Genomic DNA, 26,122 nt, shown 5'->3' with positions numbered 1-26,122 from the left:
CACCGCGCGCCGCACCGCGGCTCAGATCAGAAGGCCGCGGTTCTGCCCGCCCAGGCCCGCGAGTGGCCCCGATGGCTCTCGCGGTTGAGCGTCGGCGAGCGACGCAGCATGATTGGTGAGTCGCATATTCCAGCCGCGGTCGATTACGGCGCCGGGAAACGGGTCGTGGGAGTCCAGCAGCGCCTGCAAGGATCGCAGGATGTGCAATAGCGCCCGTTGAGCGAGGTTTCCGGGTAGGGGTGCGTAGCCGGCGGCAAGGAGTCAGTCGTTGCGTTCGCGTAGTGGGAGATCCAGTTGACTCCTGCCTCGCGGCCGTCGGTTTCCGTCGCGTGAACTTCGTGATTCGCCGGCCGGGCCGCGAGTTGTTTTGCGCTGCAACTGAATGGACAGCCACGTGATCGTGGTTGTCTGAAGCCCTCTGCGCGGTCGATGGCGAGCCGATGCCGTGAAGGTTTCGCAGGCGCGTCGCGTGAACACCGAGGACGTTTGCCGCCTGGGGGCGAGGGTAGGCCGGGCCTATGGCACGGGAACAGTCGTCAATTCTGTTGGTCGCCGATCCCGGAGCGCCGGCGGCGATCGCCGAGCATCTGTCCGAATCGCTCTCGAATGAGCGGACCGACGGGGCCGCGCCCGAGACTCGGGATGTGTCGGTGCGATGTCACGCCTACCCCATCGACGAGCACACCGAGTTCTCGGAGGTCGTCGACACCATCGACCCGAGTGGCCAGACCGAGGACGTCGTCATCTACCTCACCGATCTGCCTCGCCGTCAGGGAACGACGCCGGTACTGGCCGACATCAGTGTGCCGGACCGGTTCGCCGTGATCTCCATCCCGGGTCTGGGTGGTGCGTTCATTCAGCGCCGGGTGCGGGGCTTGGCGCGAGCCGTCGTGGCCGAGATGACGAGCCGGTCGAGCCCACAGAAAGCTGCAACCGAGCGGCTGAATCGGGTGCAGGACGGCGATATCGTCCACTACCTCGCCCCGTCGGTCCTGTCGCGCCTGCGGCTGCTCGCGGGCATGGTCTATGCCAATCGACCATGGCGATTGGTGACCGGCATGTCGAAGGTGATGATGGCGGCCTTCGCCACCGGGGCTGTCAGCCTCGCCTATGGGACGATGTGGCGGCTGTCGGCCACGATGGGCCCGTGGCGATTGAGCGCGGCAACGGCCCTCGCGAGCGTGGCGCTGATCGCCTGGCTCATCATCGAACACAATCTATGGGAACGCCCGCACTCGAGGAGCGAACGAGAGCGCGCGGCGCTGTACAACGCATCGACCGTCATCACCCTGACGATCGGCGTCGTTGTCTTTCACGCCGCGCTGTTCATCCTGCTGATGCTGACCGCCTGGTGGACGATACCGCCGCAGATGGTTACCGAAAACACCGGCGGGCCTGCGGGATTGGCGACGCTGCTGCTGATGGCCTGGCTGGTCGCCGCCGTGGCCACCCTGGGCGGTGCGCTGGGGTCGGGTATGGAGGACGACGAGGCCGTGAAGGCTGCGGCCTACGGGGCTCGGCAACGCCGGCGATTCGACCACACGGACTGACGACCCTTCCACTGGCGAATCGGTTGAGCCCGAACGCGACGAAGCAGTCCTGACCGCGTGGCGCATGGTCTGTCCACCAGCGCATCGCCACCTGTCTTCACCTGGCCGAGCAGTCGACCGGCCCCGAGATCGCCGATCGGCGTCGCCGCGAGCCGCGTCAGGCCGAGGGTGGCGGGTTCGAGGTGGGACCGAGAGCTGGCGAGGATAAACCGGTCTTGCCCGGCGGGCGTTGCAAGCTGAATACATTGCGGCGCAAACTATTCCACAACGCAAGTGCCGTCGCAGGGGCGGCGGCGGTCTACTCGGCTCCGCCGGGCGGGGAGTGGTCAGAGCAGGAGATGGAAGATGTCGAAGGCGACGTTCCATTCGGCGGTGCGGGGGTTCTTACGGTCCGGCTCGATCGTAACGAAGGTGTGCGCCAGCGCCACGCTCAAACCTCCGGCGATCAGCGGCAATCGCTGCTCGGTCGCCTCGGAGAGGGCCATGTCCAACGGCGGCCGGGCCGTCAGTTGATCGAGCAGAGCCTGTAATTCGATTTCCTGGTCGAGTTTTTCGAACCGGTGGATGCTCTCCTGCAGCCCCTTGGTGATCGGCAGGTCCCACGGTTCGATCACGTCCCTGAGGTTTGCCTTTGCCGAGGACTTGCCGATGAGGATCAGATCGTAGATCTTGTCGTCGATAAAATCCGTATAGCGCTTGAGGTCGTTCCGGTCGACTTGCAGGCCGGCCGCTGCCCGGAAGAGATGCTGGAATTTCACGGTACCCATCACTGGCATGTCGTCAGCTCCTGTCGAAGTATTCATGGATTTGGCGAACCGCCATCGCTCCCTCACCGACAGCGGAGGCGACCCGTTTCACGGAATCGCTGCGGACGTCGCCGACAGCGAACAGGCCGGGCAGGCTCGTTTCGAGCGTCCTCGTCGGCCGGTCGCCGATCCACTGGTTGCCGTCCTCACGGGCCCGGATCGCGTCCATGCCCGTCAGGACGAAGCCGTGGTCGTCGAGTGCGACCGTGTCCGCCAGCCACCCGGTGTGCGGCACCGCCCCGATGAAGACGAACAGCGCGCGCACCCGAAGGGTGTCGTGTGCGCCCGTGTGATTGTTCTCGACCACGATTTCGTCGAGGTACTTCTCACCATGGACCTCGCGAATCTCGGTATTCCGGTGAACGGTCACGCGCGGATGGCGCTCGATCTGGTCGACGAGGTAGCGGGACATGCTCTTTCCGAGGTCACCGCCGCGGATGAGCAGGTCCACGTGGGAAACACGGTCCGCGAGAAAGACGGTGGCCTGCCCGGCGGAGTTTCCGCCGCCGACGATGGCCACCGGGTCGGTGCCGCACATCCGCGCTTCCTGATGGGTTGCGGCGTAGTACACGCTGGTCCCCTCCAGTACCTCGATTCCCGGCACCGACAACTTGCGATATCGCGCCCCGGTGGCGAGCACGACGGCCCGGCCGCGAACCGTGCCGCCGTCCGCCAGCCGGAGCACGTGGAGCCCGTCCTCGGACCCCAGACCGGCGACCTCTGCCGACACCAGGATGCGGGCGCCGAACTTGCCGGCCTGGATCACGGCCCGCTCCGCCAATTCGGCCCCGGAGATCCCGGCCGGGAAGCCCAGGTAGTTCTCGATCCGGGAGGAGGTGCTCGCCTGGCCACCTGCGGCGAAGGACTCGAGTGTCACCGTGTTCAACCCGTCCGAAGCGGCGTACACGGACGCGGCCAGACCGGCCGGTCCCGCACCCACCACGACGAGGTCACACACGTGCTGGGCCGCATCCCGGGCCGAGTCCGGGACCGGAAGCCCGACGATGCGGGCGAGTTCCGCGTTCGTAGGATTGCGCAGCACCTTCTCGCCGTGCCAGATCACCACGGGAGTGTCCTCGGGGGCGACGCCCAGGCTGCGCAGCAGCTGCTCCGCCCGTTCGTCGCGCTCCAGATCGATCCACCTGTGGGGCAACCGGTTTCGCATGGCGAACTCACGAAGCCGCAACGTATCCGGTGAATAGCAGGAGCCGATGATCCGGAACCCCGAACCGAGCCCGATCAGCAGATGCCGCCGCACCAGGTAGGCGCGCAGGATCAGATCGCTGAGCACGGGATCGTGGGAAACCAGCTCGCGCACCCGCTCCGCCGGGACGACAAGTATCTCGCCGTCCTCGATCGTCTCGGCGGTGAAGAACGCCACCTGGCCTTCCAGCAACCCGAGCTCGCCCAGAAATCGACCGGGACCGTGCACGCGCAGTATCCGGCGTTCGCCGTCTCCGTCGCCCTCGTCGATGATCGCCACCTTGCCCGAGAGGATGACGAAGAAGTCGTTGCTGGGCTCGCCTTCTCGGACCAGCACCTCACCGGCGCCAACCGATCGACGCGTGCCACCGACCTCGAGCGTCGCGACCTGGTCGTCGCTCAGGCGCGGGTAGGCTCCCAGCTCATCCGAAGTCTCGGCGTCGACAGCCGGAATCTCGCGCACGGGAGCGCCGTCCTCAGACGAAGTTCTGGTCGACATAACACCAGCGCCAATCTTCACCCGGCTCCATCGACTGGACGATCGGATGGCCGACAGTGTGAGCGTGCGCGCTCGCATGCTTGCCCGGCGACGAGTCGCAGCAACCGACGTGTCCGCACGTCAGACACAGCCTCAGATGTACCCACGGGGTGCCGAGGCGAAGACATTCCTCGCAGCCCTGCGGCGTCCGGGGTGCGACGGGCCGGATCGCGGTTACGTGTGGGTCGACAGGGACTGAAGTCATGGCGTCGCCTCCTTGCCCGCATCCGCCGAGAGCGCCTGATCGAGCCATGTCCGCAGTTGTGGTACCGGAGCGGCGCCCGCCTGACGAGCCAGCACCTCGCCCCGGTCCATCACCAGCAGAGTCGGTACCGCGCGGACGGTGAATCGTTCGGCCGTCCTGGGCGCAGCATCCACGTCGACCTTCACCAGTTTGATTCGACCCGCGCGTTCCCTGGCGAGCTGCTCGAGCGCCGGACTGACCGTGCGGCACGGGCCACACCACGTGGCCCAGAGGTCGACGAGAACGGGGATCGAGGATCTCTCGGCGACCTCCGCGAAGTCGTCGTCCCCTGCCGAGGCGATCCAGGGCAGCGGCTCATGGCAGTTCCCGCATCGCGGTTTTCCTTCCCCGGCCGACGCCACCTTGTTGACCTTGCCGCAGTTCGGGCACTTCACCTTCTCGGTTCCCATGACAACACCTCTTCTCAGGCCGCCGCGACGGCAGGTTCGGCATACGCGACGGCGAGCTCGCCGCCGGCCACCGTGACACGGATGGTGCCCCCCGGTTCGATCTCGCCGCGCAACAGCGCACGGCCGATCCTGGTTTCGACCTCGTGGGCGATATACCGCCGCAGCGGCCGCGCACCGTAGACCGGGTCGAAACCGTGTTCGGCGATGAGCCGTCGCGCTTCCGGCGTGATATCCAGGTGTATCTGCCGCTCCGACAACCTGTTCCGAAGATCGGTGAGTTGTAGCTCCACGATGTGCTCGATCTGGGGCAGCGTGAGCGGGGTGAACAACACGATGTCGTCGACCCGGTTGAGGAACTCGGGGCGGAAGTGCCCGCGCAGCTCCGCGAGCACCCGCTCCCGCGCATCCGGTGTGATCTCGCCGTCGGCTGTGACTCCCCCGAGGAGATACTGGGATCCGATGTTGGAGGTCATGATGATCACCGTGTTCCGGAAATCGACCTGCCGCCCTTGAGAGTCGGTGATCCGGCCGTCATCGAGCACCTGCAGCAGGGTATTGAAGACGTCGGCGTGGGCCTTCTCGATCTCGTCGAAGAGCACGACGGAGTACGGCTTGCGGCGCACCGCCTCGGTGAGCTGGCCGCCCTCGTCGTACCCGACGTACCCGGGGGGCGCACCGATGAGCCTGCTCACGGTGTGCCGCTCCTGATACTCGCTCATGTCCAGGCGCACCATGTTGTCTTCGCTGTCGAAGAGGGCACTGGCCAGCGTCTTCGCGAGCTCGGTCTTGCCCACGCCCGTCGGGCCCAGGAAGATGAACGAACCGATCGGCCGGCGCGGGTCACGGATACCGGACCTCGCCCGGATCACCGCGTCCGCGACCAGTTGCACCGCCTCCTCCTGACCGACGACCCTCTCGTGCAGAATCTCGTCGAGCTTCAGCAGCTTCTCCCGCTCGCCTTCCTGCAACCGGGCAACCGGGATACCCGTCCACGCGGCCACGATCTCCGCGATCTCGTCTTCGGTGACCACCTCCCGGAGCAACGGATTCCGCCCCTGCCGGGCGGCCAGTTGCTCCTCCGCCGCCGTGAGCCTGCGTTCCAGCTCGGTGATCTCGCCGTATCGCAACTCGGCAGCACGATTGAGGTCGTAGTTGCGCTCCGCCTCTTCGGCCTCATGGCGCAACCGTTCCAGCTCTCCCCGCAGCTCCTGCACCCGCCGGATCGCCTGCCGCTCCGCCTCCCATTGCGCGTGCCGGGCGTCGGCCTCGGCCCGCAGGTCGGCCAGCTCCTTACGGAGCTCTTCGAGGCGCGCCTTGCTGGCCGCGTCCGTTTCCTTGGACAGCGCGGCCTCTTCGATCTCCAGCCGGGTGACCTTCCGGGTGAGCTCGTCGAGTTCGGCGGGCATCGAGTCGATCTCGGTCCGTAGCCGAGCGCATGCCTCATCGACCAGATCGATCGCCTTGTCCGGAAGGAAGCGGTCGGTGATGTACCGGTGCGAGAGGGTTACGGCGGCAACCAGGGCGCCGTCCTGAATCTTCACGCCGTGAAACACTTCGAGGCGTTCCCGAAGTCCGCGCAGAATCGAGATCGCATCCTCGATGCTGGGCTCGTCGACGAGAACGGTCTGGAATCGACGCTCCAGTGCCGCATCGGATTCGATGTGTTTGCGATATTCCTCGAGAGTGGTGGCGCCGATCATGTGCAGCTCGCCGCGGGCGAGCATCGGCTTGAGCATGTTGCCGGCGTCGAGAGACCCTTCGCCGCCGACCGATCCCGCCCCCACCACGGTATGTAACTCGTCGACGAACAACAGGATGCGCCCCTCGGCCGCCTTCACCTCCGACAGCACCGCCTGCAGTCGCTCCTCGAACTCGCCGCGGTACTTCGCGCCGGCCACCAGGGAACCCATGTCGAGCGAGAAGATCGTCTTGTCGCGCAGGCCCTCGGGCACGTCGCCGCGGACGATCCGCTGGGCGAGGCCCTCCACGATCGCGGTCTTACCGACGCCGGGGTCGCCGATCAGCACCGGATTGTTCTTCGTCTTCCGGCTCAAAATCTGTGTCACCCTGCGGATTTCGGCATCTCGGCCGATGACCGGATCGAGTTTGCCTGCCCGCCCCTCGGCGACGAGATCGCGTCCGTACTTCTCCAGAGCCTCATACGCCCCCTCCGGGGTGGCCGAGGTGACGCGCTGATTCCCGCGCACTGTGGTCAAGGCGGTGAGGAAGGCCTCCCGTGTGACCCCATGACGCGCGAGGACCCGTCCCGCCGCACTGGCCGACCCCTCCTCGGAGAGGGCCATCACGAGATGCTCCACCGACACATAGGAATCCTTGAGGCGCTTCGCCTCCCGTTCCGCGGCGTCGAGCAGCTTGGCCAAGCGCTGGGTGATCATCACCTGACCGGGCGTCGCGCCGGGGCCGCTGACCTTCGGCCTACGCTGCAGTTCACCTTGCAGATCGGATCGCAGGGCATCGACGTCCGCACCGGCCTGCTCGAGCAGTCGGGGTACCAGCCCTTCCGGCTGATCGACCAATGCGAGCAGCAGGTGCTCTCCGTCGACCTCGGTGTGCCCCATTCTGGTCGCGATGTTCTGAGCTTCCTGCAGGGCTTCTCGTGACTTTTCAGTCAGGCTGCCGGTGTCCATGTGGTGTCCTCCTTGCGCGGGAAGCTGCTTCGAGTTTCTCGATTCGATCCAGCAGATCGAGCACAAGCCCGATCGCCGAGTAGTTCAGGCCCAGGCCGGTCCGCAGCCGTTGGATGCGGGCGGCGTTAGCCACTTCGGATGGTTCGAACGACATCTCGCCGGCGGCGTCGCGGTGGGCATCGAGCAGGCCGAGAGCCACCAGCCTTCGTGCCAGATCCGGGTGCAGGCCGGTACGTTCGGCGAAGGCTTCCGGCGACAATCCGGGACGGCAAACCAATACGTACCGGGTGACCGGGGTCGGTGTGCTCATGTCTTTTTCCTCGGATCGAAGTTCGATTCGGCGGCCAGCTGTTCGAACAGTTCGCGTTCGCGCGCTGTGGGTTTCGACGGCACCATCACCTTGATTTCGGCGTAGAGATTGCCCTTGGCGCCACGCGGATTGGGCATCCCTTCTCCGCGCAGGCGCAACTTCCGGCCCGTCGAGGAGCCCGGTGCCACTTTGACTTTCGCCTCGCCGCCCGGGGTGGGAACGACAACGGTCGACCCGAGCACCGCCTCCCATGGCGATACGGGCAGGTCGACGTAGATGTCGCGGCCCTGTACCCGGAACCGGGGATGCGGTTTGATCCGCACCACGAGGTACAGATCCCCGGGCGGTGCGTCACCGTTGCTCCGGCCGCCTTGTCCGGCCAGCCGGATCCTTTGGCCGTCCAGGACACCGGCGGGGATGTCGACGTCGTACTGCCGTCCATCCAATCGGAGACTGCGTTTGCCGCCCCGATACGCCTCTTCCAGGGTCAGTTCCAGTTCCGCTTCCTGATCGGCGCCTGGGATCGGTCCGTACCCACCGGCGCCGCCGAACATCTGACCGAAGAGGTCGTCGAAACCGACGGCGCCCTCGCCGCCGAAACCGTGACCGAAGCGCACCCTTGTGCCGGTGCCGCCGTACCCGCCGGCGCTCGCCCGGACCCGTTCGTCGTAATCCTCGGGAATACGCCGGAAGTCGTCACCGAATCGGTCGTAGCGTTTCCGGGTGTCCGGATCGGACAACACCGAATAGGCCTCGTTGGCCTCCTTGAACTTGTCCTCCGCGGTGGGGTCCTTGTTCACGTCGGGGTGATACTTGCGCGCCAGCTTGCGGTAGGCCTGCTGGATTTCGTCGGTGCCGGCACCTCGTGGGACACCGAGCACTTCGTAGTAGTCACGCGCCATCGCTGCTCACCCCTCGGGCCGGCTGACGACCACGGAGGCGGGACGCAACTGCCGGCCGTCCTCCCCATAGCCGGGGCGCACGACCTCGATCACGGTCCCGGAGGGAAGGTCGGGTTGGGCCGCCACGCTGACCACTTCGTGGAGCTCCGGGGAGAACGGCACACCGACCTCGTCGTGGCGCTCGAAGCCGAACTGCGCCAGCACTTGTACCGCCTGGTCCCGGATCGCCTTCACGCCCTCGACGACGGCCTGGGGATCGCTGCCCGCATGGGCCAGGGCGAGCTCCAAGTTGTCCAGCACCGGGAGCCACGCGGCGGAAACCCTCGCCACCTCCGCGGCCCGTGCGCGCTCCAGATCCTTGGCAAACCGCTTGCGCAGGTTGTCCAGATCCGCCAGGGCCCTGCGCCAGCGGTCCTCGAGTTGAGCCAGCTCGGCCCCCGTGTCGGTGCGGTCAGGAGCCGTCTCGGCCTGATCCTCGTCGGTAGCCGACTCGGTCGCCGACTCATTCGTCGAATGATCTGCAGACCTTTCCATCGTGTGCCTCAGCTTCGATCGAATTCGGCGTCGATCACGTCGTCGTCATCCGACGACGACGCACCTCCGCCGCCTGCTGCCTGGTGTCCGTCGCCGCCGCCGGTCTGCGCCGACGCGAGCCCGTAGAGCAGCTGCTGCAGCTCCGAGGTGAGTGGCTCCACCTCCGCAGGCGAAGCATTGTCTTGCACGGCTTTTCGGGCGTCGGCGATCAGCATCTCGGCACGCGCCTTCTCGTGCGGAGGGGCACTGTCGCCGAGTGCGGCCAGTCGCCGTTCCACTTGATAGGCAACCGAATCGAGCGCGTTGCGCGCATCGACCGCCTTTCGCAGCGCCTCGTCCTCGGCCCGGTTCCGTTCGGCCTCCGCGAGCATGCGCTCGACCTCACTCTGGTCCAGGTTGCCCTGCTCGCTGATCGTGATGCCCTGCTCCTTACCGGTGTCCTTGTCGCGAGCTGTGACGTTGAGGATGCCGTTGGCGTCGATATCGAACGTGACTTCGACCTGGGCCTCGCCACGAGGCGCGGGGCGGATGTCTTCCAGCCGGAACCGACCGAGCACCCGGTTGTCGGCGGCCCGTTCGCGTTCGCCCTGCAGAACCACGACATCGACCGCCGACTGATTGTCTTCCGCGGTGGCGAACACCTCACTGCGCCGGACCGGGATCGTCGTGTTGCGCTCGATGATCTTGGTCATCACCCCGCCCTGGGTCTCGACACCGAGGGACAGCGGGGTGACATCGAGCAACAGCACATCGGAGACCTCGCCCTTGAGCACGCCCGCCTGAACCGCGGCGCCGAGCGCCACGACCTCGTCCGGGTTGACGCTCATGTTGGGGTCCTTGCCGCCGGTGAGCCGGCGAACCAGCGCCTGCACCGCCGGAATACGTGTCGACCCGCCGACCAGAATCACCTCGTCGATGTCGTTGGCGGTGACCTTGGCATCACTCATCGCCTGCTTCACCGGGCCGAGGCAGCGTTCCACCAGATCCGCCGTCAGATCCTCGAACTTCGATCGCATGACCGTGGTGGTGAGATGCTTGGGACCGTTCGCGTCAGCGGTGACGAAGGGCAGGTTGACCTGAGCCTGTGTCACCGAGGACAACTCGACCTTGGCCTTTTCTGCCGCCTCGAAGAGACGCTGTAACGCCTGCGGATCCTTGCGCAGATCGATGTTCTCCGCCCGTTGGAATTCGTCGGCGAGGTAGTCCACCAGACGTCGGTCGAAGTCGTCGCCGCCTAGATGGGAGTCGCCCGCCGTCGCACGAACCTCGACCACCCCGTCGCCGACGTCGAGCAGGCTCACATCGAAAGTGCCGCCACCGAGGTCGAAGACCAATACGGTCTCGTGGGTCTGCTTGTCCATGCCGTACGCCAGCGCCGCGGCGGTCGGCTCGTTGATGATCCGCAGAACGTCGAGTCCAGCGATCCGGCCGGCGTCCTTGGTGGCGTTGCGCTGCGCGTCGTTGAAGTAGGCCGGAACGGTGATGACCGCTTCCTTGACCTTCTCACCGAGGAACTTGCTCGCGTCGTCGACGAGCTTGCGCAGCACGAGGGCACTGATCTCCTCCGGCGCGTACTTCCTGCCCCGCACGTCGAATCGAGCTTCACCGTTGTCCCCCGGTACGACGTCGAAACTGACCGCCTTGGCCTCTTCGGAGACCTCGTCGTAATGACGTCCGATGAAGCGTTTCGCCGAATATATGGTGCCCTTCGGATTCAAGATCGCCTGTCGTCGGGCGAGCTGACCCACCAGGCGCTCCCCGCTCTCCGTGAACGCCACCACCGACGGCGTCGTTCGCGCTCCCTCGGTGTTGGAGATAACGACCGGCTCACCGCCTTGCCAGCTTGCGATGACCGAGTTCGTGGTGCCCAGGTCTATACCTACAGCGGTCGCCATGGCTCATTCCTTTCGACCGGTCCGGCCGGTGAGCAGGCGGACGGCTCGTCCGCGACCTCGACGTCGGCGAGGACCTCGTAGTGACGTGGTTGTGACGGCTGGGTTGAGGTGAAGTCGCGCACCGCCGGCCAATGCGAAGATCCCGCCGAACAGTGCGCTGGTCAGCCCGGCCGCGGCGGCGCCTCGCATAGCGGTCCGGCCGTAGTTCGATCGGCCGACGACCTGCTTGATGTCGTGTCCGTCGATGGCCGATTCGTCTACCGCGAAATGCTGGTCGGAGCGGAGGTCGACGGCGCTTTCAGCGTCGGCGTAGTCGTCGAACGTTGCTATTACCTGGCGGGCAGGTTGGTTCGGACGCATAGCGGAGGTTCCACGACCGGACTCGGACATCACGCCTCCTGGGCGTCGATGAATCGGTGTTCGCCGAGCCGGCGCATACTGGTTCGGCGTTCGGCTGGTCGGTCCAACCGCTCGAACTCACGGCTCAACCGCCTGACAGTTCCTCATTCGCCGCAGGGCGTCGAAAGAACGGGAGACGGTGGCGTCCAGAACCCAGCCGGAACACAGATGTCTGCCGGAACCCGCTCGAGGCGGCCGGTGCGCACACTCCGGGCATCAGCCACCACTCCCGGTGGCTACCACGCGTCGAACGCCCGAAACCAGAAATCTTTGCATCCGAGCGATGTGTCTCAGCAAGCTCGCAGCGGGGTCCCAATCCAGACATCACCGTGCTGTGTTGCCCCTCGTGCGGAGCAGCTCTCGATCCGCGCGATCAGCAACACCAGCGCGAGCACGATGATCAGGAGCAGCCAGGCGCCCTCAGTGAACTTCTCTCCAGCAGGACCAGCCCTGCCACCGCCGTGAGTACGGCCCCGAACTCGTTGAGTACTGCCCGGAGTTACCCATCCGGGTCTGCGGTCGTGGCGCCAGCACCGGACCAAACCGGCTTGGCTCGAGTTGCATCAGCCACCACTCCGGTGCTTCCACGAGTAGAACTCCGGTACGAAACATCGGGACTGCTGAGCCGAGCCCACAAATCAATGAGACCAATCGCAACCCCTAGCGATCGCGGAGCCGAAAGAGGAGACTCCAAGGAGGAGAGAACGCGACGCCTGGAATGCACCCACTACTTGTTGTCCATGACGCGAAACATGGTGGTGCGCCCTAGTTTTGGTGTGTTCTTCCGTTGCGTGCGCTATCGCGTCGGCTGCCCCAGCAGAACGGTTCGTTCGGTCGGTGGCTCATACATAACCGACTGTGGCCGCCGGGCGTCAACCGGAAACCCGCATGTGAGGGAGTGTCGAGATGAAAGCGCTTGTGTACGACGGGCCGCGTGAGGTTCATGTCAAGGATGTGCCCGATGCGAGGATTGAGCAGCCGACCGATGTGCTGGTAAAGATCACCAGCACCAACATTTGTGGGTCGGATCTACATATGTACGAGGGCCGCACCGATCTGGAACCCGGGATGGTCCTCGGTCACGAGAACCTGGGGATCGTCGCCGAGGTGGGCAATGCGGTGGTAAAGGTCACCACCGGGGACCGGGTGTGCCTGCCGTTCAACATCGGTTGCGGTTTCTGCCGAAACTGCGAGGAAGGGTTGACCGCGTTCTGCCTGACCGTGCATCCGGATCCGAAGATGGCGGGCGCCGCTTATGGTTTCGCCGGGATGGGACCGTTCTGGGGCGGACAGGCCGAGTATTTGCGGGTGCCGTTCGGCGACTTCAACTGTCTGCGGCTGCCCGAGGATGCTCAGGACAAAGAAAACGACTATGTGATGCTGTCGGACATTTTCCCGACCGGTTGGCACTGCACCCGTCTGGCCGATATGCAGCCTGGCGATTCGATGGTGGTCTACGGGGCCGGCCCGGTGGGCTTGATGGCTGCATATTCGGCGATGATCCAGGGCGCGAGCAAGGTGATGATAGTGGACCGGCATCCAGACCGGTTGCGCCTGGCCGAGCAGATCGGCGTCATACCGATCGACGACTCGAAGGGCGACCCGGTCGAGCAGGTGCTGGAGCAGACCAACGGGCGCGGTGCCGACAAGGGTTGTGAGTGCGTCGGCTATCAGGCCCATGACCCGCAGGGACATGAGGATTCGGCGATGACCATGAACCGGCTGGTCGATTCGGTGCGGTTCACCGGGCACATCGGCGTGGTGGGCATCTTCTTGCCGCAAGACCCGAACGCGCCCGACAAGCTGGAGAAGAAGGGCAGGATCGCCTTTGACATGGGCAAGTTCTGGTTCAAGGGTCAAAAGGCCGGAACCGGGCAGGCCAACGTCAAGCACTACAACCGCCAGCTTCGTGACCTGATCCATGAAGGCCGGGCCAAACCGTCGTGGATCGTCTCTCATGAACTCCCGCTGGCTGAGGCCGAGTCCGGCTACCAGCATTTCGATGCCCGCGACGACGGATGGACCAAGGTCGTCATGCATCCGTGAGGCGGCCCGGACCGAGAGGAGCGCCACGATGGCAAATGCACTGCAGGGCAAGCAGATCGCGAGACCGGCTGCCGACGGGATCGAAAGAGTCGAACTCGACCGACTCCGCGACGCCGTATCCGATGCCGCGGTCGATGTCTACGATGCCTTGCCGCTGAGGGGTGGCGCGGCGAACCCGGACGAGCTGCGAATCGCGGAAGCGGCGGTGTCGTTCGTGCGCGACTTCGTCGGTTCCCGAAAGTCGATCGGGGCAGGCGAAACGCTCACCCCATGCCCGAGTCTGCGGGCAGACCTGCGCAACGCCGGGGCCGACGTCGTCGAGGAAATCGTGATCTACGACAGCCTGATCCCGCGCAGGTCGCCCGACGACCTATCCGCGGTCTGTCAGGCCGTCGTCGAGCAGTTCGCGAAGACCGGGACAGGTGCGTCATGACAATCAATCAGACCTCAGTGTCCCTCGATGATGCGCAGCGGGTGATTGCCGCCGGGGAGGCCAAAGCCGCCGAAATCGAGTCGCCGTCGAATATTGCGGTGGTCGATGCCGGCGGCAACCTCGTAGCCCATGTGCGGATGGACGGTGCATGGATCGCCAGCATCGACATCTCGATCAACAAGGCATTCACCGCCCGAGCGCTGGATATCTCGACCGAGGACCTCGCAACCGATGCGGGTCCGGGCAAGCAGTTCTACGGGATACATACCTCCAACGGGGGGCGCATCATGATCTTCGCCGGCGGTGTGCCGCTGCGGCGAAATGGCCAGGTCGTCGGGGCGGTCGGCGTCAGCGGCGGCACCGGAGAGCAGGACAAGGCGGTCGCCGAGGCAGCCTCCACGGCGATGTGAGCGGGGCTGCTGCACCAAAGGTGACAAACTGACCCGCCCCACCGGTTGGGTTCCAACTCCAGTTGCCTACATATGTTAGATGTCATCGAATACACGATTTAGGGAAATCTGCCGCGTCGGGGTATACGAGTCCTGCCCTGCACCCGAAAGCCTGACGAATCTGCCAACTTTCCCGCTCCGTCACGAGCACGACGGAAGTTCTTATCACAAGTGGGGAGACGAGACTCTTAGGATTTCGCGATACCCCACGAACCACCCTCTTCGACTCCCCTGAGCCGCTATGTCTCCATCGGGGAAGCGGCTCAACGCGCCAGCGTTAGTCGAGACACCATCTGTCGGATGATCGCTGACGGCCAGCTACCGCATACAGATCTCGCGGTCGGGTCCGCATCGCCGTGGAAGACATCGACAAAGCCATGCGCCCATCAGGTGAGAGCGGCATGAAGCACCAGACTATTGCACGCAAGTTGCACGAACGGACACCGAATTGCTGAAAACCACGGGTGACCTGCACAAACAAAGTGGTCCCAGCTGGTTTCGAACCAGCGACCTCTCGCGTGTGAGGCGAGCGCTCTCCCGCTGAGCTATGGGACCGGGGATTTCGAGAGCGGCTGGGGTGCCGTTCCGAACGAGAAGGAACCTTAACACGCATCCCCGGTGTCACACCAAATCGGGGCTTGACCTGGGTGTTTCAGTCGAGCGGCGATGGACGGAACGTGAACGGGCACAGAAGGTCTCGCGATGTCGGCTCGGCGCGTGGTCGCCCCCTCCACCGAGTGAAGCATCGCGGGAGATCGGACGGGGCCGTGTCCGAACGGACCGCGGTTACAGAGTTCCGCGCCGCGGAACGAGACCCCTGGGCCGGTCCGCCGCGCCGCGACGGATGTGACCACAGGGATCGCCTGGCGCACCGGGCCGGCCGGGCGCCGCGCCGGCGCCACCGAGCCGGTGTCATCCGACGGAGCGCAACCACCCCGGAAAACACACCGGTGTTATTCACTTTTACCCCCATCTACCAGGCGATTTGTTGACGGTGCGGGTTGTGGGCTAATGTTCTCTCTCGCAGCCGGAAGGGGCCGAAAAGCCCCGGAGACGCAGCATGCGGATGTAGCGCAGTTGGTAGCGCATCACCTTGCCAAGGTGAGGGTCGCGGGTTCGAATCCCGTCATCCGCTCGAAGGCCAACCCGGCCTTGGTTGGCGGTGTGGCCGAGTGGTGAGGCAACGGCCTGCAAAGCCGTGCACACGGGTTCGATTCCCGTCGCCGCCTCTGAGTAGGCGAACCACGCGCGATTAGCTCAGCGGGAGAGCGCTTCCCTGACACGGAAGAGGTCACTGGTTCAATCCCAGTATCGCGCACCAACGAAGAACAGGTCAGCCCCGGTTTCGACCGGGGCTTTCTTGTATCCGCATCACGGATGTAACGAGTTCGCGGACGACTGGGTCCGCCGTCTCGTCGCCTGGGATACGGTCGAGGCCCAACCAGCCGAGCGGCAAGGAGAGATGTCGTGCGCGATTCGGTAACCGTCCACATGGCCGCGTCGCCGGCGCAGGTGTGGGCGCTGGTCAGCGATATCACGCGGATCGGCGAATTCAGTCCCGAGACGTTCGAGGCCGAATGGCTCGGCGGCGCAACGGGTCCCGCGGTGGGGGCGAAGTTCCGGGGGCACGTGCGGCGCAATCAGGTGGGGCCGGTCTACTGGACCACGTGCCGGGTAGACGTGTGCGAGCCCGAACGAGAATTCGCCTTCACCGTCCTCGGGCCCAGGGGGATGAACATCAACCGGTGGGGCTACCGGCTGGAACAGCGTGACGGCGGCACCGACGTCACCGAATCGTTCGAGCTCTCGACGATCCTGCCGCTGCGGCTGTACTGGACGGCGCTCGGGTGGGCGCGCGGACGGCGCAACCACAACGATATGGCCACCACCCTCAACCGGATGAAGATCGCCGTCGAGCACGGCTGATCCGCGGGTTCGACGCGCTATTCGGCGAATTCGACGCCCAGCACCCGATCCAGCACCCGCGCTCCGCTGTCGGTCAGCCGCAGCGTGCGGCGGGTACCCGGCCGTTCCACCCAGCCCGCCGATTCCATGCGGGTCAGTACCGCGGCACCGAGCGCACCGCTCAGATGATGGCGTTGCTCGCTCCAGTCGACGCAGAAACGCAGCAGGGGGCGGCGCCGGTCGCGGGCGGCGTCGAGATCCACGCCCAGCTCGGCGAACAGGGGCTCGGCATTCGGGCCCAGGCGGTACGGGTGGTCGGTCATCGGCGCCGAGATCGGATCTCCCTGTGCGCGTGCGGTTCCCGCGACGCCGTCGGTGCGGGTCAGCGCCTGCCGCTCGAGCAGTGCCTCGGTGACCGCGACGCCCAGTCGCCCGGCCAGGTGGTCGTAACAACTGCGCGCCCGGCGCAGCGCCGCCGCACGGGTGGATTCCCGCAGTGAACGCACGGGTCGCGTCGGCGCCAGCACTGCCAGCGCTTCGATCGCGGCGCCGACCTGGGCATTCGCAATGCGGTAGTACCGGTGGCGGCCGGATCGTTCGACCGTGAGCAGTCCCCCCTCCACGAGCCGGGCCAGGTGTTCGCTGGCCGTGGACGCCGCGACGCCGGCCTCCGCGGCCAGCACCGACGCCGGCAGCGCGCGCCCGTCCGCCAGGCCGATCATCATGCGCGCCCGGGTCGCGTCGGCCAGCAGGGCGCCGACAGCGGCGATATCGGAATACCCGTAGAGAGGTCGGCGATCGGTCATGACTCGAGTCTGCCGCGACGACACTTCGGTGCGCACCGAACCGTGGCCGTCCGCGCACGTCCGCGACGACAGCGGGCAGACGGTCAGCCGGCAATCGGCGGGCGACCTCGCTCCACAACCTTGACTACCGTTCCGGTTCGGCCGACATTGGGGTGGTGCGTATGCGTGCGGAGGAACTCGATGTGCCTCCGGCCGAAGGATTCGATCGGATCGGAACGGTCGAGATGACGCTGAGCGCGTTCGGTGCCGGTGATATCCACGGCTCGATCGACGAGATCGCCTATGCCGCCGCCGACCTCGGTGGCGAGTATTTCCACGTCACCGATTCCTTGGGCGCACGGGTCACCGCCGTGGTGTATCGCCGCAGTCGCCGGCGTCGGCGATGGTTCCGCCGCCGGACCTGACGCTGCGCCGCCAAGGAGACGGTGAGCGAAAGAAGCTGCGGCAGGACGCTGTTCACTTCACCCGCTGCCTCATCGCCGATACTTCGGTCCACACCGAAAGGTTGCGCACCGACACTGCGGATATGACTTCGACTCCACAGGTTCGCAACCCGGCCGCCATCCTCACGGTGATGGGCGCCGGGATGTTTCTGGTGTTGCTGGATGTGACCATCGTGAATGTCGCGCTGCCCGCGATCGGTCGCGGCCTGCATACCGACATCGCATCGCTGCAGTGGGTGGTGGACGGATACGTGGTCGCGATCGCGGGACTGCTGCTGGCGGCGGGAACCGTCGGCGATCGGATCGGGCATCGCCGGATGCTGCTCGCCGGATTCGCGGTCTTCGGACTGGCCTCGCTGGCGTGTGCACTGGCTCCGTCGGTCGGGGTGCTGATCGCCGCGCGGGTGGTCCAGGGCGTGGGCGGGGCGCTGCTGTTGCCCAGCACCATGGCCGTCATCGTGGACGTCTTCCCGGATCGGGCGGAACAGGCGAAGGCGCTGGGCACCTGGGCGGCGGTGTCGTCGCTGGCGTTGCCGGCCGGACCGCTGCTCGGCGGAATTCTCGTCGACCGCCTCGGGTGGCGGCCGGTTTTCTGGATCGCGGTGCCGCTGACGATCGCGGCGACCGTCGCGGCCCGGATCGTGGTACCGGCCGCACCACCGCGGCGCGGCGAGCGCATCGACGTGCCCGGACTGGCCGGATTCGTCCTCGGCCTGGGGGCGCTGGTGTTCGCCGTCATCTCCGCGGGGCACCACGCGGGGACGGCGGTCGTCGGCACCGCGGCGGTGGTCGCGGTGTGTGCGCCGGCGGGCGCCTACCTCTCGGCGCGGCGCAGCGCTCATCCGTTCCTGCCGGTGGACCTGTTGCGGCACAAGGATTTTCTCGCTCCCAATGTCGTCGCCCTGATGATGAACCTGATCTTCAACGGCATCCTGTTCATCGGCATGCTGTATCTGCAGGACACGCTGGGGCGCTCCCCCGTCGCGGCGGGCGTCAGCGTGCTGCCGCTGGCCCTGCCGCTGGTGCTGCTGGCGCCGGTGTCGGGACGATTGACCGCCCGGTACGGCCCGCGCCCGGCCATCGCGATCGGCTGTGCCCTCGCGGCATGCGGTTCGGCGATGCTGCTCACACTCGACGGCCGCGGTGGCAGCGGCGGACTGCTGCTGAGCTTCACCGTGCTCGGCTGCGGCTCCGGCCTCATCACGACATCGGTGGTCGCGGCGACGGTGCGTGCCACACCGGCGGACCGGTCCGGCCTGGCGACGGGAGTGTCCAATACCGCCCGGCAGGTCGGAACCGCCTGCGGTGTCGCGATATTCGGCGCGGTGGCCGGATCGCCGACCGGGCCGGGTTTCGTCGGCGCCATCCACCGGCTCGCGGCCGGCTCGACTCTCGCGTGGATGGTCGCGCTGCTGATCACCGTCTTCGCCGTGGAGGCCGGCGGGTCGGCAGCGGCCGACTCGGGCCGAGACAGCCGCCTCACCGAACCCGCGCGCCGCTGAACCGTCGAAGCGGCTCGCCGTTGAATCGGCCACCATATCGGCGGACACGCCCGCGCTCGCGCACCCGGAACCCGTACGAAGGCATAGGCTTTCGAAAGGACGTGCGAGACAGCGAAAGGCATGTGGTGACGACCAACCGGATCGAGGAGATACAGGCCGGGTTGCTCGACGACCTACGCGACGGCATCTCCTTCACCTCCGAGCAGATGGCCGACACGCTGGCGGACATGGTCGCGGCCCAAGCCGAGGAACGTCCCCGCGACGGCGAGCTGCTCACTCGCCGGCTCGGGCTCGACGGTGTGCGCCCGGAGACGCTGACGCTGCTGGGCGCCCGCTTCGAACTCTCGCGCGACCGGGTTCGCCAGCTCTACACCCGAGCGGCGGGGCAGCTGCTGCGGCGCGTGCAGGCCACCGGCCATCCCGATCCGGCCGTGTTCGCCGACCGGTATCCGGTCGGGTGGGGCGATCAGCGGCTGACCCGGACACTGCTCACCGAAACCTATGTCGGAGATTGCGATATCGCCGCCCAGGATCTGGCGTATCTGAAGTTGCGGCTGGCCGGGCATTCGCTGATCGACGCCAAACGGGTGGCCGGCTTCGTCTTCCAGCGCATCGCGGGCTGGCAGCAGCGTAGCCGGTGGCATCTCGATCGCCCCCGCACTGCCGAACCCGCTGCCGGGCAACTGCTTCCGCTGCTGCGACGGGTGGACTGGCCGAGCGGCGATCCCGGCGACCTGCCCGAGCTGCCGATCACGACGGTCGACGCCGACGACGACGCCCGCGGCCACATGTTCGCCGAGAAGCTCGGCCGCGAAACCACATTCGACACCGCTCTGCAAGCCCGGCTGCTGCGCATGCTCGACGAGGGCGAACAGGTCGACAGCTACACCGAGCGGCCCGTGGCCGTCGACTTCACCGTCGACGGCGTGGCGGATTCCTACTGTCCCACCGTCGCCGCCCGACTGACCGATGGACGCGTGCTATTGGCCGACGTGGTCGCCCTGGGACAGTTGGGATTACACGCCAACCGGGTGCGGCTCGAGGCGGCCCGCGCGCACGCGCATGCCCGCGGCTGGGGATGGCTGGTCTTCACCGGCAGCAGGCTCGGCGAGCCGGATCTGTTGCGGCACACGGTGTCCGCCCGTTCGGAGAACATTCTCCGCAACCGGCTCGCCACCGGCGCCGTGCAGTGGGCCGAATTCCGGAGCCTGGTCGACGAGACCGGCCTGGAACCGGTGGACCTGATCGCGCTCGCCCTGCGCCACGGCTGGCGCTGGGATCGTGCCCCGTTCCGGCTGAGCGCGACCTGACCTCACTTCAACATGAAACCCGCAACGATGAACGTCACGATCACCAGCATCGCGAAACAGGTCATCAGCTGCCAATGCAGCACCGCTTCGCGCTGACGCGCGATCCGTACCCGCAGACCGGCCTCGAGCCGGTCGCGATCGGACAGCCGGCGTTTGACCGCGTCCAGCTCACCGGCGACGAGTTCGGCGCGTTCGAGCCGATGCATCATCTTGTGCATCTGTTTGGCTTTGTCGCGAGTCGCCCTGCGCGCCAATGCCAATTCGGTGCGCTGGTCGAGCAGTTCCTGCCGCTGCTGCGCGATCATCATCGCCTGTGCGTGGGTGTGGGCCTCCCAATCGCTCACCGTCGCCCACCCTCTCGTGTCCTCGTCCAGATAGCCGCAGGCCAACTCGCCCGCGACCCAGCCATCGATGAATTCCCTTATTTCCCAGGGGGTTTCCCTGGGGCTGAGGATACCGTCGGAATCGATGACCAGCCCACCCGACAATGCCCGGTACTCACATCCGGCGGCGGCGAAATCGTCCACGCCCAGCGCCGGTATCTGCCCGATCCAATATCCGGTCGGGCACAGCCACAACACCTCGTCACAGCCCACCGCCTTCAACCGGGCCGTGCGTTTGCGCGCGTGCTCGATCGAGACCGGCGCGCTGCGCACCTCGATAGCGCACAACCGGTTCCCACGCCGCCACAGCAGACCGGGCGTCTGCGCACCCAGCGGCTTGTCCACCTCGGCATCGTCGGCACCCGCCGCCAGCAGCCTGCCGCGCAACCAGTATTTGAGCCGCTGCACATCCCAGTGACAGTTGCCACAGCCGGGTTCGCGACACCGGTCACCCGCCTGATGTCCGCGCGGATTCGGCTCCACCACAGGCAGTTTCACCGACTCCAGGGGAGCCAGCGTCGTCGTCTGCTGCCTCGTCTCGGCCCGTTCTGTCGTACTCACGCGACCACTCCCCTACCCGTGCACCAGCGGCCCGTGCGGCCCGCTGTATCCAGAGTGCCGCACGTGCCAGGGGGCTACACGTCCCCGTGACCGGTTTCGTTATCCAACCGGGAGCCCCACGTGATCATCGAGTCCGGTGAACTGCGGAATCGCCCGCGCTCGGACAGCGGCGTAATCGCGACGTTGCGAAGCCGGAACTTCTCCTGCCGGGTGCGTGGCTCGGGCGCTCCGCTACCGCCTCCGGGCTTTCACCCATTAGGCTGCGCAGATGTTCGACCGCGGATACATTCCTGTATCGACCACGCTGCGGGCCGCCCGCACCGCCAATTCGGTGGCCTTCGCGCTGCAGGGCTTCTTCCTCGCGGTCGTCCTCACCGAACTGCCGCAGCAGCGGGATCGACTCGGGCTCACCGACACCGTCATCCTGGTCGCGGTCGTGATGATCTCCGGGCTGGCCGCCGGCGGCAGTTTGCTGGCCGAGCGGGTGGCGGTGCACTGGTCGAGCCGGGTGGCGCTGCGGGCCGGGCTCGCGCTGATCGCGGTGACGGGACTGGCGATCGCGGTCGCGCCGAACATCGTGGTGGCGCTGATCGCGCTCGGTTGTTACGGCGTCGCGGTCGGCATGGTCGACGCGGGCACGAATATGCAGGCGGTGTTCATTCAGCACGGATACGGGCGGTTCGTGCTGTCGTCGTTCTACGCCGCGTGGAGTGCCGGGTCGATTCTGGGCGCATTGTTCGTCTCGGGCTGCCAGAAGGTCGGAATCACCCTGCCGTACGCGGTCACTGTCGCCGCCGCGGTGGTCGCGGTGGCAAGTCAGGTGTTCGGGCCGCGGCTGCTCGGCGCCGGCCATGCCGAGGCCCAGCCCGCCGAACCGGGCCGCGCGCCCGAAACCGTTGCGGCCGTTGCCCTGCGGGCATATCTCGCGTTGGGAATCGCGGTGGCGCTGGTGTTCGCCATCGATCTGGCGGTGGGCAACTGGTCCGCGCTGTATCTCACCGACGATCTGCTGTCCTCGTCGGCGACGGCGGCCTTAGCGCTGGCCGCCTACCAGGGCGCCTCGCTGCTCACCCGGCTCAGCGGCGACTGGTGGGTGCGCCGATACGGCGCGCGGGCGGTGGTCCGGGTGGCCGCCGGGATCGGCGTGCTCGGCCTGGCACTGGTCGTGGCCGCGCCCGGACCAGCCACGGCACTGGCCGGATTCCTCATCGCGGGCCTGGGCCTGCCCGTGATCGCACCGCTGTGCTTCAGCGAGGCCGGGCGGCTGACCGAAGGCCGCGGACTGGACGCGGTGATCGCCCGGCTCAATCTGTTCAACTACGCGGGCACGCTGATCGGTGGCGGCGTGGTCGGGGCCGTCGCCGATGCGTCGAGCTTGCGGAGCGGGTTCGCGATCCCGCTGCTGTTCGCCGTCGTCCTGATCGCCACCGCGCGTTTCTTCCGGCCGCGCCCGGCGCCCGGCGAGCTGTCGTCGACCCGTTCCGGACATGTTGTACTGGACCCATGACCGAGCAAGTCGTCGTCGACCGCGCCGGGATCTGGGACGCGGAGGAATTGAGCGACGTCGCGACCGCGACGTTTCCCCTGGCGTGCCCGCCGGAGTTGACCGAGGAGAACATCGACACCTTCATCACCGAGGTGCTGTCCGGCGAACGGTTCGGCGAGTATCTGAGCGATCCGCAGCGGATCGTGCTCAAGGCCGTCGTCGGCGGCGAGATCGTCGGCTACACCATGCTGATCTCCGGTGAACCGGTCGATCCCGCGGTCGCCGCCATGATCGCGGCCCGCCCAGCGCTCGAGATCAGCAAGATGTACGTGATGCCCGGCCACCACGGCAGTGGCGTCTCGACCGCCCTGATGGACGCGGTGGTGGATTACGCTCGCCGCGGCGGATATTCGGTGGTCTGGCTCGGTGTCAACCAGCGCAACGAGCGGGCCCAGCGCTTCTACGGCAAGCACGGTTTCCGCCGCGTCGGCACCAAGACCTTCACCGTCGGCAATCAGGTATGCCACGACTTCGTGATGCAACGGCGGGTGTGAATCCGGCTGTTCCGCAACCGGATTCGGCCCGCCCGTCGAAACCGCCAGTCAGGCGAGCAGCTTCGCCTTCAACGCCGCGATATCGCCGTCGGTCAGCTTCAGTCCGTCGTGCACGTAGTTGTCGAAACTGCCGTAGCTCTGATTCACCTGATCGAAGGCGGAATCCAGGGCCGACTGCAGCACTCCGTCGACCGCGTCGCCCTCGGCGGCGTCGCGGTAGTAGTTCGACAGCAGGAAGTCGTAGTTCACGGTCTCGCGGTCCACGCCGAGGATCGTCAGCAGGACAGCCGCGGTCCAGCCGGTACGATCCTTCCCGGCCGAGCAGTGGAACAGCACCGAACCGTCGCTGCCGGCGATGTCGTGCAGGACACCGGCGAACGCCTCGCTCGCACCGGGAGCCGTGATGAACGCGCGATACAGGTCGCTGCCCGCGCTCAGCGTCGAGGCCATGACCTGGGGCGGGGCCTGCCCGATCACATCGCGAATATTCAGCGTCGCACCGACCGGTACGCGATCCGGCCCCAGTGCGCGTTCGTAGCTCGTGCGCAGATCGTCGACGACCCGCAGCCCGCGCGCGGACAGCGCGGCGGCATCCGCGTCGGACAATCTGCTCAGGTCCGCGGTGCGGAACACCAGGCCGGTCTCGACGACGTGGCCGTCGGTGGTGCGGTATCCGCCGATATCGCGCGCGTTCTGCACACTGGCCAGCCGCAGCGACCGGTCTTCGGTGTGCACCGAGACCGACGAGGACGCCGGGGGCGGGTCGGCGGCAACCGCGACACCCAGCGCCGGACCGGCCGCGATGAAAGCGCCGACGGCGACGGTGGCGGCGAGGCGAATCGAACGATGGGCCATGTCAGCTCCGTTCAGAGGGAAACTGGACAGTCGTCCATGGTAGGGAATTCGCCTCCCGACAGTACGCTGTACGAACCGGGATCAGCCCGCCGGGACCTCGAATCGTGACAGCGCCAGCAGGCGCGAGATCGCGCGCAGATACTTCTTGCGGTAGCCGCCGCCGAGCATCTCCTCGGAGAAGATCTTGTCCAGCGGCGCGCCCGACACGGTGACCGGCGTCCCGGCGTCGTAGAGCCGGTCGGCCAGCACCACCATCCGCAGCGCCACTGCCTGATCGGTGATGGTGTGCACCGCCGAGATGTAGACCGCCGACACCCCGGCGATCAGCGAACCGTACTTCGACGGATGCAGCGTGCTCAGGTGCGTGAGCAGTGCGTCGAAGTCGTCCAGCGTGGAATTCGTTGTGGCCGCGGCCTTTTCCGACAGCAGCGCCGAATCGGTGGGTTCCGGCGCCGGCGGCAGATCGCGGTGGCGGTAGTCGGGGCCGTCGACGCGGACGGTGTCGAACAGCGAACCCAGCTTGCGGATCTCGCGCAGGAAGTCCTGGGCGGCGAACCGGCCCTCACCGAGCTGATCGGGCAGCGTGTTCGAGGTCGCCGCCACCGACACGCCGCGCGCGGTCAGTTCGGTGAGCAGCCGCGACACCAGCATGGTGTCGCCCGGATCGTCGAGTTCGAATTCGTCGATGCACAGCACGCTGTTGCCGCCCAGACGTTCCACCGCGTTCGTGAAGCCCAGGGCGCCCACGAGATTCGTCACCTCACCGAAGGTGCCGAACGACTTCGGACCCGGGGAGGCATGGAAGATCGAGGCCAGCAGGTGCGTCTTGCCGACACCGAATCCGCCGTCGAGATACAGCCCGGCGCCGTCGACCCGCTTCTTCTTCCCGAACAGCGACTTCTTACCGGCGGCGGCATGAATCTTGCCCACCCGCGCGGCGAAATCCTCGGCCGCGCGCACGGCCGCGGCCTGGCTCGGCTCCTTGGGATCGGGAATGTAGGAGGCAAAACTCACCTCGTCGAACGTGGGCGGCGGCACCATCTGGGCGATGAGTTGATCGGCCGGAACCTCCGGATGACGATCGACGAGGCGTTGTTGCACGCTCGTAGCGTACTGACGTGGTGTGATCGGACCTTATGCAGCGTGTCCCCGATGCGATCCAGTTCACAGCACTGACCACTGGCGGTGCCGGCGAGATCACCGACCTGGTTCAGCTCTACACCTATCCGGCGGCCCTGGAACGGCCGTGGATCCGGGTCAACTTCATCGCCAGCCTCGACGGCGCGGTCACCGTCGACGACCGCTCCGGCGCCCTGGGCCGGCCCGCCGACGCCACCGTCTTCGCCATCCTGCGCGATCTGGCCGACGTGATCGTCGTCGGCGCCGGGACCGCGCGCGTGGAGAACTACGGCGGTGCGCGCACCGATTCCCGGCGGCGCATGCGCCTGCACCACCACGGGCTGGGCGGGGCGCGCGACGGTGCGCCGCCGCCGGTCGCGGTGGTGACGGCGAGCGCGGCGCTGGACCCGGCGTGCCGGCTGTTCACCGACACCCAGCGCCCGCCGATGATCCTCACCACCGCCGCGGCCGACGGCGAACGCAAACGCCTGCTCGCCGAGACCGGCGCGGAGGTGATCGAGGCCGGGCAGAGCACCGTCACCGCCACCGACATCCGCCGGGTGCTGGGCGAGCGCGGACTGCTGCGGGTGCTGTGCGAGGGCGGCCCGTCGCTGTTCGGCGAACTGATCGGCGCGGGCGCGGTCGACGAATTGTGCCTGACCGTCTCACCGCTGCTGGTGGGCGGCACGGCGGGCCGAATCGCGGTGTCGCCCAATGCCTTGCCGACCCCGATGAGCCTGCGCCACGCATTGATCGACGACGACGGCACGGTGCTGACGCGGTGGGAGCGCAGCCGCACCCAAGGCTGAAACGGCGCGCCGGACCTGGCAG

24 protein-coding genes, 4 tRNA genes and 2 pseudogenes are annotated in these 26,122 nt (G+C 66.8%); 15 read left to right on the top strand and 15 right to left on the bottom strand.

The annotated features are described in order from the left end of the window. Positions 1–210: hypothetical protein (locus tag ACPCUW_RS28240; protein ID WP_423428156.1), on the top strand; the 210-nt coding region annotated here is incomplete at its 5' end. 308 nt (positions 211–518) lie between these two features. Beyond that, positions 519–1,550 carry a hypothetical protein gene (locus ACPCUW_RS28235; protein WP_423428155.1) on the top strand — a complete coding sequence of 344 codons (1,032 nt, stop codon included), beginning with the start codon at positions 519–521 and terminating at the stop codon, positions 1,548–1,550. Between the two features lie 326 nt (positions 1,551–1,876). Here ACPCUW_RS28235 and ACPCUW_RS28230 read toward each other — a convergent pair whose 3' ends face one another. The 10 genes and pseudogenes from ACPCUW_RS28230 to ACPCUW_RS28185 form a co-directional block, all read right to left on the bottom strand. Then, positions 1,877–2,317, bottom strand: a complete 441-nt coding sequence (locus ACPCUW_RS28230) for a DUF1931 family protein (protein WP_423428166.1) — start codon at positions 2,315–2,317, stop codon at positions 1,877–1,879. Positions 2,318–2,330: 13 nt separating this feature from the next. Then, complete coding sequence (locus ACPCUW_RS28225) at positions 2,331–4,058, bottom strand: FAD-dependent oxidoreductase (RefSeq protein ID WP_423428154.1); 1,728 nt, start codon at positions 4,056–4,058, stop codon at positions 2,331–2,333. Beyond that, entirely contained in the window at positions 4,036–4,302 is a 267-nt protein-coding gene (locus ACPCUW_RS28220; protein WP_082857380.1) for a UBP-type zinc finger domain-containing protein, read from the bottom strand. Before ACPCUW_RS28220 ends, ACPCUW_RS28225 begins: the two co-directional genes overlap by 23 nt. Then, complete coding sequence (trxA, locus tag ACPCUW_RS28215) at positions 4,299–4,751, bottom strand: thioredoxin (protein WP_423428152.1); 453 nt, start codon at positions 4,749–4,751, stop codon at positions 4,299–4,301. Before trxA ends, ACPCUW_RS28220 begins: the two co-directional genes overlap by 4 nt. Before the next feature lie 14 nt (positions 4,752–4,765). Beyond that, positions 4,766–7,399, bottom strand: a complete 2,634-nt coding sequence (gene clpB / locus ACPCUW_RS28210; RefSeq protein ID WP_423428150.1) for an ATP-dependent chaperone ClpB — start codon at positions 7,397–7,399, stop codon at positions 4,766–4,768. Then, positions 7,381–7,709 (bottom strand): annotated as a pseudogene (locus ACPCUW_RS28205) (chaperone modulator CbpM). Before ACPCUW_RS28205 ends, clpB begins: the two are co-directional and overlap by 19 nt. After that, positions 7,706–8,611: a DnaJ C-terminal domain-containing protein gene (locus ACPCUW_RS28200; RefSeq protein WP_423428149.1), complete on the bottom strand. Its 906-nt coding sequence runs from the start codon at positions 8,609–8,611 to the stop codon at positions 7,706–7,708. Before ACPCUW_RS28200 ends, ACPCUW_RS28205 begins: the two are co-directional and overlap by 4 nt. Positions 8,612–8,617: 6 nt before the next feature. Further along, positions 8,618–9,145 carry a nucleotide exchange factor GrpE gene (locus ACPCUW_RS28195; protein ID WP_423428147.1) on the bottom strand — a complete coding sequence of 176 codons (528 nt, stop codon included), beginning with the start codon at positions 9,143–9,145 and terminating at the stop codon, positions 8,618–8,620. Between the two features lie 8 nt (positions 9,146–9,153). Next, complete coding sequence (gene dnaK, locus ACPCUW_RS28190) at positions 9,154–11,040, bottom strand: molecular chaperone DnaK (RefSeq protein WP_423428146.1); 1,887 nt, start codon at positions 11,038–11,040, stop codon at positions 9,154–9,156. A 3-nt stretch (positions 11,041–11,043) separates the two neighbouring features. After that, positions 11,044–11,430, bottom strand: a pseudogene (locus tag ACPCUW_RS28185) (general stress protein). A 915-nt stretch (positions 11,431–12,345) separates the two neighbouring features. Here ACPCUW_RS28185 and ACPCUW_RS28180 point away from each other — a divergent pair. From ACPCUW_RS28180 to ACPCUW_RS28170, 3 genes are read left to right on the top strand one after another with little or no spacing between them, the layout of a single operon-like run. Continuing rightward, positions 12,346–13,485, top strand: coding sequence for a glutathione-independent formaldehyde dehydrogenase (locus tag ACPCUW_RS28180; RefSeq protein ID WP_423428144.1), 1,140 nt, complete (start codon positions 12,346–12,348; stop codon positions 13,483–13,485). A gap of 28 nt (positions 13,486–13,513) precedes the next feature. Further along, entirely contained in the window at positions 13,514–13,918 is a 405-nt protein-coding gene (locus ACPCUW_RS28175) for a peptidase C56 (RefSeq protein WP_423428164.1), read from the top strand. Beyond that, positions 13,915–14,328, top strand: coding sequence for a GlcG/HbpS family heme-binding protein (locus ACPCUW_RS28170; RefSeq protein ID WP_423428142.1), 414 nt, complete (start codon positions 13,915–13,917; stop codon positions 14,326–14,328). Before ACPCUW_RS28175 ends, ACPCUW_RS28170 begins: the two co-directional genes overlap by 4 nt. Before the next feature lie 522 nt (positions 14,329–14,850). On the opposite strand, the gene ACPCUW_RS28165 is transcribed toward ACPCUW_RS28170, so the two are convergent. After that, a tRNA-Val gene (locus ACPCUW_RS28165) sits at positions 14,851–14,922 on the bottom strand. A gap of 507 nt (positions 14,923–15,429) precedes the next feature. Here ACPCUW_RS28165 and ACPCUW_RS28160 point away from each other — a divergent pair. From ACPCUW_RS28160 to ACPCUW_RS28145, 4 genes are all read left to right on the top strand, one after another. Then, positions 15,430–15,502: transfer RNA gene (locus tag ACPCUW_RS28160), tRNA-Gly, on the top strand. Between the two features lie 23 nt (positions 15,503–15,525). Beyond that, positions 15,526–15,596, top strand: a tRNA-Cys gene (locus ACPCUW_RS28155). Between the two features lie 17 nt (positions 15,597–15,613). Continuing rightward, a tRNA-Val gene (locus ACPCUW_RS28150) sits at positions 15,614–15,688 on the top strand. A gap of 146 nt (positions 15,689–15,834) precedes the next feature. After that, the gene (locus ACPCUW_RS28145; RefSeq protein ID WP_305781312.1) at positions 15,835–16,293 is read left to right on the top strand and encodes an SRPBCC family protein; all 459 of its coding nucleotides are present in this window, start codon (positions 15,835–15,837) and stop codon (positions 16,291–16,293) included. A gap of 17 nt (positions 16,294–16,310) precedes the next feature. Here ACPCUW_RS28145 and ACPCUW_RS28140 read toward each other — a convergent pair whose 3' ends face one another. Then, positions 16,311–17,078: an ArsR/SmtB family transcription factor gene (locus ACPCUW_RS28140; protein WP_063019332.1), complete on the bottom strand. Its 768-nt coding sequence runs from the start codon at positions 17,076–17,078 to the stop codon at positions 16,311–16,313. 161 nt (positions 17,079–17,239) lie between these two features. On the opposite strand from ACPCUW_RS28140, the gene ACPCUW_RS28135 reads away from it, so the two are divergent. The 3 genes from ACPCUW_RS28135 to ACPCUW_RS28125 all read left to right on the top strand — a co-directional run bounded on the left by ACPCUW_RS28135 (position 17,240) and on the right by ACPCUW_RS28125 (position 20,333). Continuing rightward, complete coding sequence (locus tag ACPCUW_RS28135) at positions 17,240–17,482, top strand: hypothetical protein (protein ID WP_030517190.1); 243 nt, start codon at positions 17,240–17,242, stop codon at positions 17,480–17,482. Positions 17,483–17,604: 122 nt separating this feature from the next. Beyond that, the gene (locus ACPCUW_RS28130) at positions 17,605–19,023 is read left to right on the top strand and encodes an MFS transporter (RefSeq protein ID WP_423428140.1); all 1,419 of its coding nucleotides are present in this window, start codon (positions 17,605–17,607) and stop codon (positions 19,021–19,023) included. 125 nt (positions 19,024–19,148) lie between these two features. After that, entirely contained in the window at positions 19,149–20,333 is a 1,185-nt protein-coding gene (locus ACPCUW_RS28125; RefSeq protein ID WP_104407482.1) for a hypothetical protein, read from the top strand. Between the two features lie 2 nt (positions 20,334–20,335). Here the strand turns inward: ACPCUW_RS28125 and ACPCUW_RS28120 are convergent, their stop codons facing one another. Beyond that, positions 20,336–21,277, bottom strand: a complete 942-nt coding sequence (locus tag ACPCUW_RS28120) for a hypothetical protein (protein ID WP_227462843.1) — start codon at positions 21,275–21,277, stop codon at positions 20,336–20,338. 268 nt (positions 21,278–21,545) lie between these two features. On the opposite strand from ACPCUW_RS28120, the gene ACPCUW_RS28115 reads away from it, so the two are divergent. Beyond that, on the top strand, positions 21,546–22,784 hold the full coding sequence (locus tag ACPCUW_RS28115; protein ID WP_305781308.1) for an MFS transporter: 1,239 nt from the start codon (positions 21,546–21,548) through the stop codon (positions 22,782–22,784). After that, on the top strand, positions 22,781–23,317 hold the full coding sequence (locus ACPCUW_RS28110; protein WP_305781307.1) for a GNAT family N-acetyltransferase: 537 nt from the start codon (positions 22,781–22,783) through the stop codon (positions 23,315–23,317). The genes ACPCUW_RS28115 and ACPCUW_RS28110 overlap by 4 nt, the downstream gene beginning before the upstream one ends. Before the next feature lie 48 nt (positions 23,318–23,365). On the opposite strand, the gene ACPCUW_RS28105 is transcribed toward ACPCUW_RS28110, so the two are convergent. Next, positions 23,366–24,172, bottom strand: a complete 807-nt coding sequence (locus tag ACPCUW_RS28105; RefSeq protein WP_423428139.1) for a tyrosine-protein phosphatase — start codon at positions 24,170–24,172, stop codon at positions 23,366–23,368. Positions 24,173–24,253: 81 nt separating this feature from the next. Next, positions 24,254–25,273, bottom strand: coding sequence for a cell division protein ZapE (gene zapE / locus ACPCUW_RS28100; protein ID WP_423428137.1), 1,020 nt, complete (start codon positions 25,271–25,273; stop codon positions 24,254–24,256). 35 nt (positions 25,274–25,308) lie between these two features. On the opposite strand from zapE, the gene ACPCUW_RS28095 reads away from it, so the two are divergent. Then, positions 25,309–26,100, top strand: a complete 792-nt coding sequence (locus ACPCUW_RS28095) for a pyrimidine reductase family protein (protein ID WP_064901775.1) — start codon at positions 25,309–25,311, stop codon at positions 26,098–26,100. Positions 26,101–26,122 lie beyond the last annotated feature (22 nt).

The organism is Nocardia sp. AB354 (assembly GCF_049538315.1).
In the GTDB taxonomy this organism is placed as follows: domain Bacteria; phylum Actinomycetota; class Actinomycetes; order Mycobacteriales; family Mycobacteriaceae; genus Nocardia; species Nocardia nova.
Note: the sequence above shows the minus strand (reverse complement) of the source record. Positions and strands in the feature narration are given on the sequence as shown.

What these genes read in the sequence shown, in the direction of transcription:
- ACPCUW_RS28235 (WP_423428155.1), top strand. Translation starts at nt 519, where the DNA reads ATGGCACGGGAACAGTCGTCAATTCTGTTGGTCGCCGATCCCGGAGCG.
- ACPCUW_RS28230 (WP_423428166.1), bottom strand. Translation starts at nt 2,317, where the DNA reads ATGGGTACCGTGAAATTCCAGCATCTCTTCCGGGCAGCGGCCGGCCTG.
- ACPCUW_RS28225 (WP_423428154.1), bottom strand. Translation starts at nt 4,058, where the DNA reads ATGTCGACCAGAACTTCGTCTGAGGACGGCGCTCCCGTGCGCGAGATT.
- ACPCUW_RS28220 (WP_082857380.1), bottom strand. Translation starts at nt 4,302, where the DNA reads ATGACTTCAGTCCCTGTCGACCCACACGTAACCGCGATCCGGCCCGTC.
- trxA (WP_423428152.1), bottom strand. Translation starts at nt 4,751, where the DNA reads ATGGGAACCGAGAAGGTGAAGTGCCCGAACTGCGGCAAGGTCAACAAG.
- clpB (WP_423428150.1), bottom strand. Translation starts at nt 7,399, where the DNA reads ATGGACACCGGCAGCCTGACTGAAAAGTCACGAGAAGCCCTGCAGGAA.
- ACPCUW_RS28200 (WP_423428149.1), bottom strand. Translation starts at nt 8,611, where the DNA reads ATGGCGCGTGACTACTACGAAGTGCTCGGTGTCCCACGAGGTGCCGGC.
- ACPCUW_RS28195 (WP_423428147.1), bottom strand. Translation starts at nt 9,145, where the DNA reads ATGGAAAGGTCTGCAGATCATTCGACGAATGAGTCGGCGACCGAGTCG.
- dnaK (WP_423428146.1), bottom strand. Translation starts at nt 11,040, where the DNA reads ATGGCGACCGCTGTAGGTATAGACCTGGGCACCACGAACTCGGTCATC.
- ACPCUW_RS28180 (WP_423428144.1), top strand. Translation starts at nt 12,346, where the DNA reads ATGAAAGCGCTTGTGTACGACGGGCCGCGTGAGGTTCATGTCAAGGAT.
- ACPCUW_RS28175 (WP_423428164.1), top strand. Translation starts at nt 13,514, where the DNA reads ATGGCAAATGCACTGCAGGGCAAGCAGATCGCGAGACCGGCTGCCGAC.
- ACPCUW_RS28170 (WP_423428142.1), top strand. Translation starts at nt 13,915, where the DNA reads ATGACAATCAATCAGACCTCAGTGTCCCTCGATGATGCGCAGCGGGTG.
- ACPCUW_RS28140 (WP_063019332.1), bottom strand. Translation starts at nt 17,078, where the DNA reads ATGACCGATCGCCGACCTCTCTACGGGTATTCCGATATCGCCGCTGTC.
- ACPCUW_RS28135 (WP_030517190.1), top strand. Translation starts at nt 17,240, where the DNA reads ATGCGTGCGGAGGAACTCGATGTGCCTCCGGCCGAAGGATTCGATCGG.
- ACPCUW_RS28130 (WP_423428140.1), top strand. Translation starts at nt 17,605, where the DNA reads ATGACTTCGACTCCACAGGTTCGCAACCCGGCCGCCATCCTCACGGTG.
- ACPCUW_RS28115 (WP_305781308.1), top strand. Translation starts at nt 21,546, where the DNA reads ATGTTCGACCGCGGATACATTCCTGTATCGACCACGCTGCGGGCCGCC.
- ACPCUW_RS28110 (WP_305781307.1), top strand. Translation starts at nt 22,781, where the DNA reads ATGACCGAGCAAGTCGTCGTCGACCGCGCCGGGATCTGGGACGCGGAG.
- ACPCUW_RS28105 (WP_423428139.1), bottom strand. Translation starts at nt 24,172, where the DNA reads ATGGCCCATCGTTCGATTCGCCTCGCCGCCACCGTCGCCGTCGGCGCT.
- ACPCUW_RS28095 (WP_064901775.1), top strand. Translation starts at nt 25,309, where the DNA reads ATGCAGCGTGTCCCCGATGCGATCCAGTTCACAGCACTGACCACTGGC.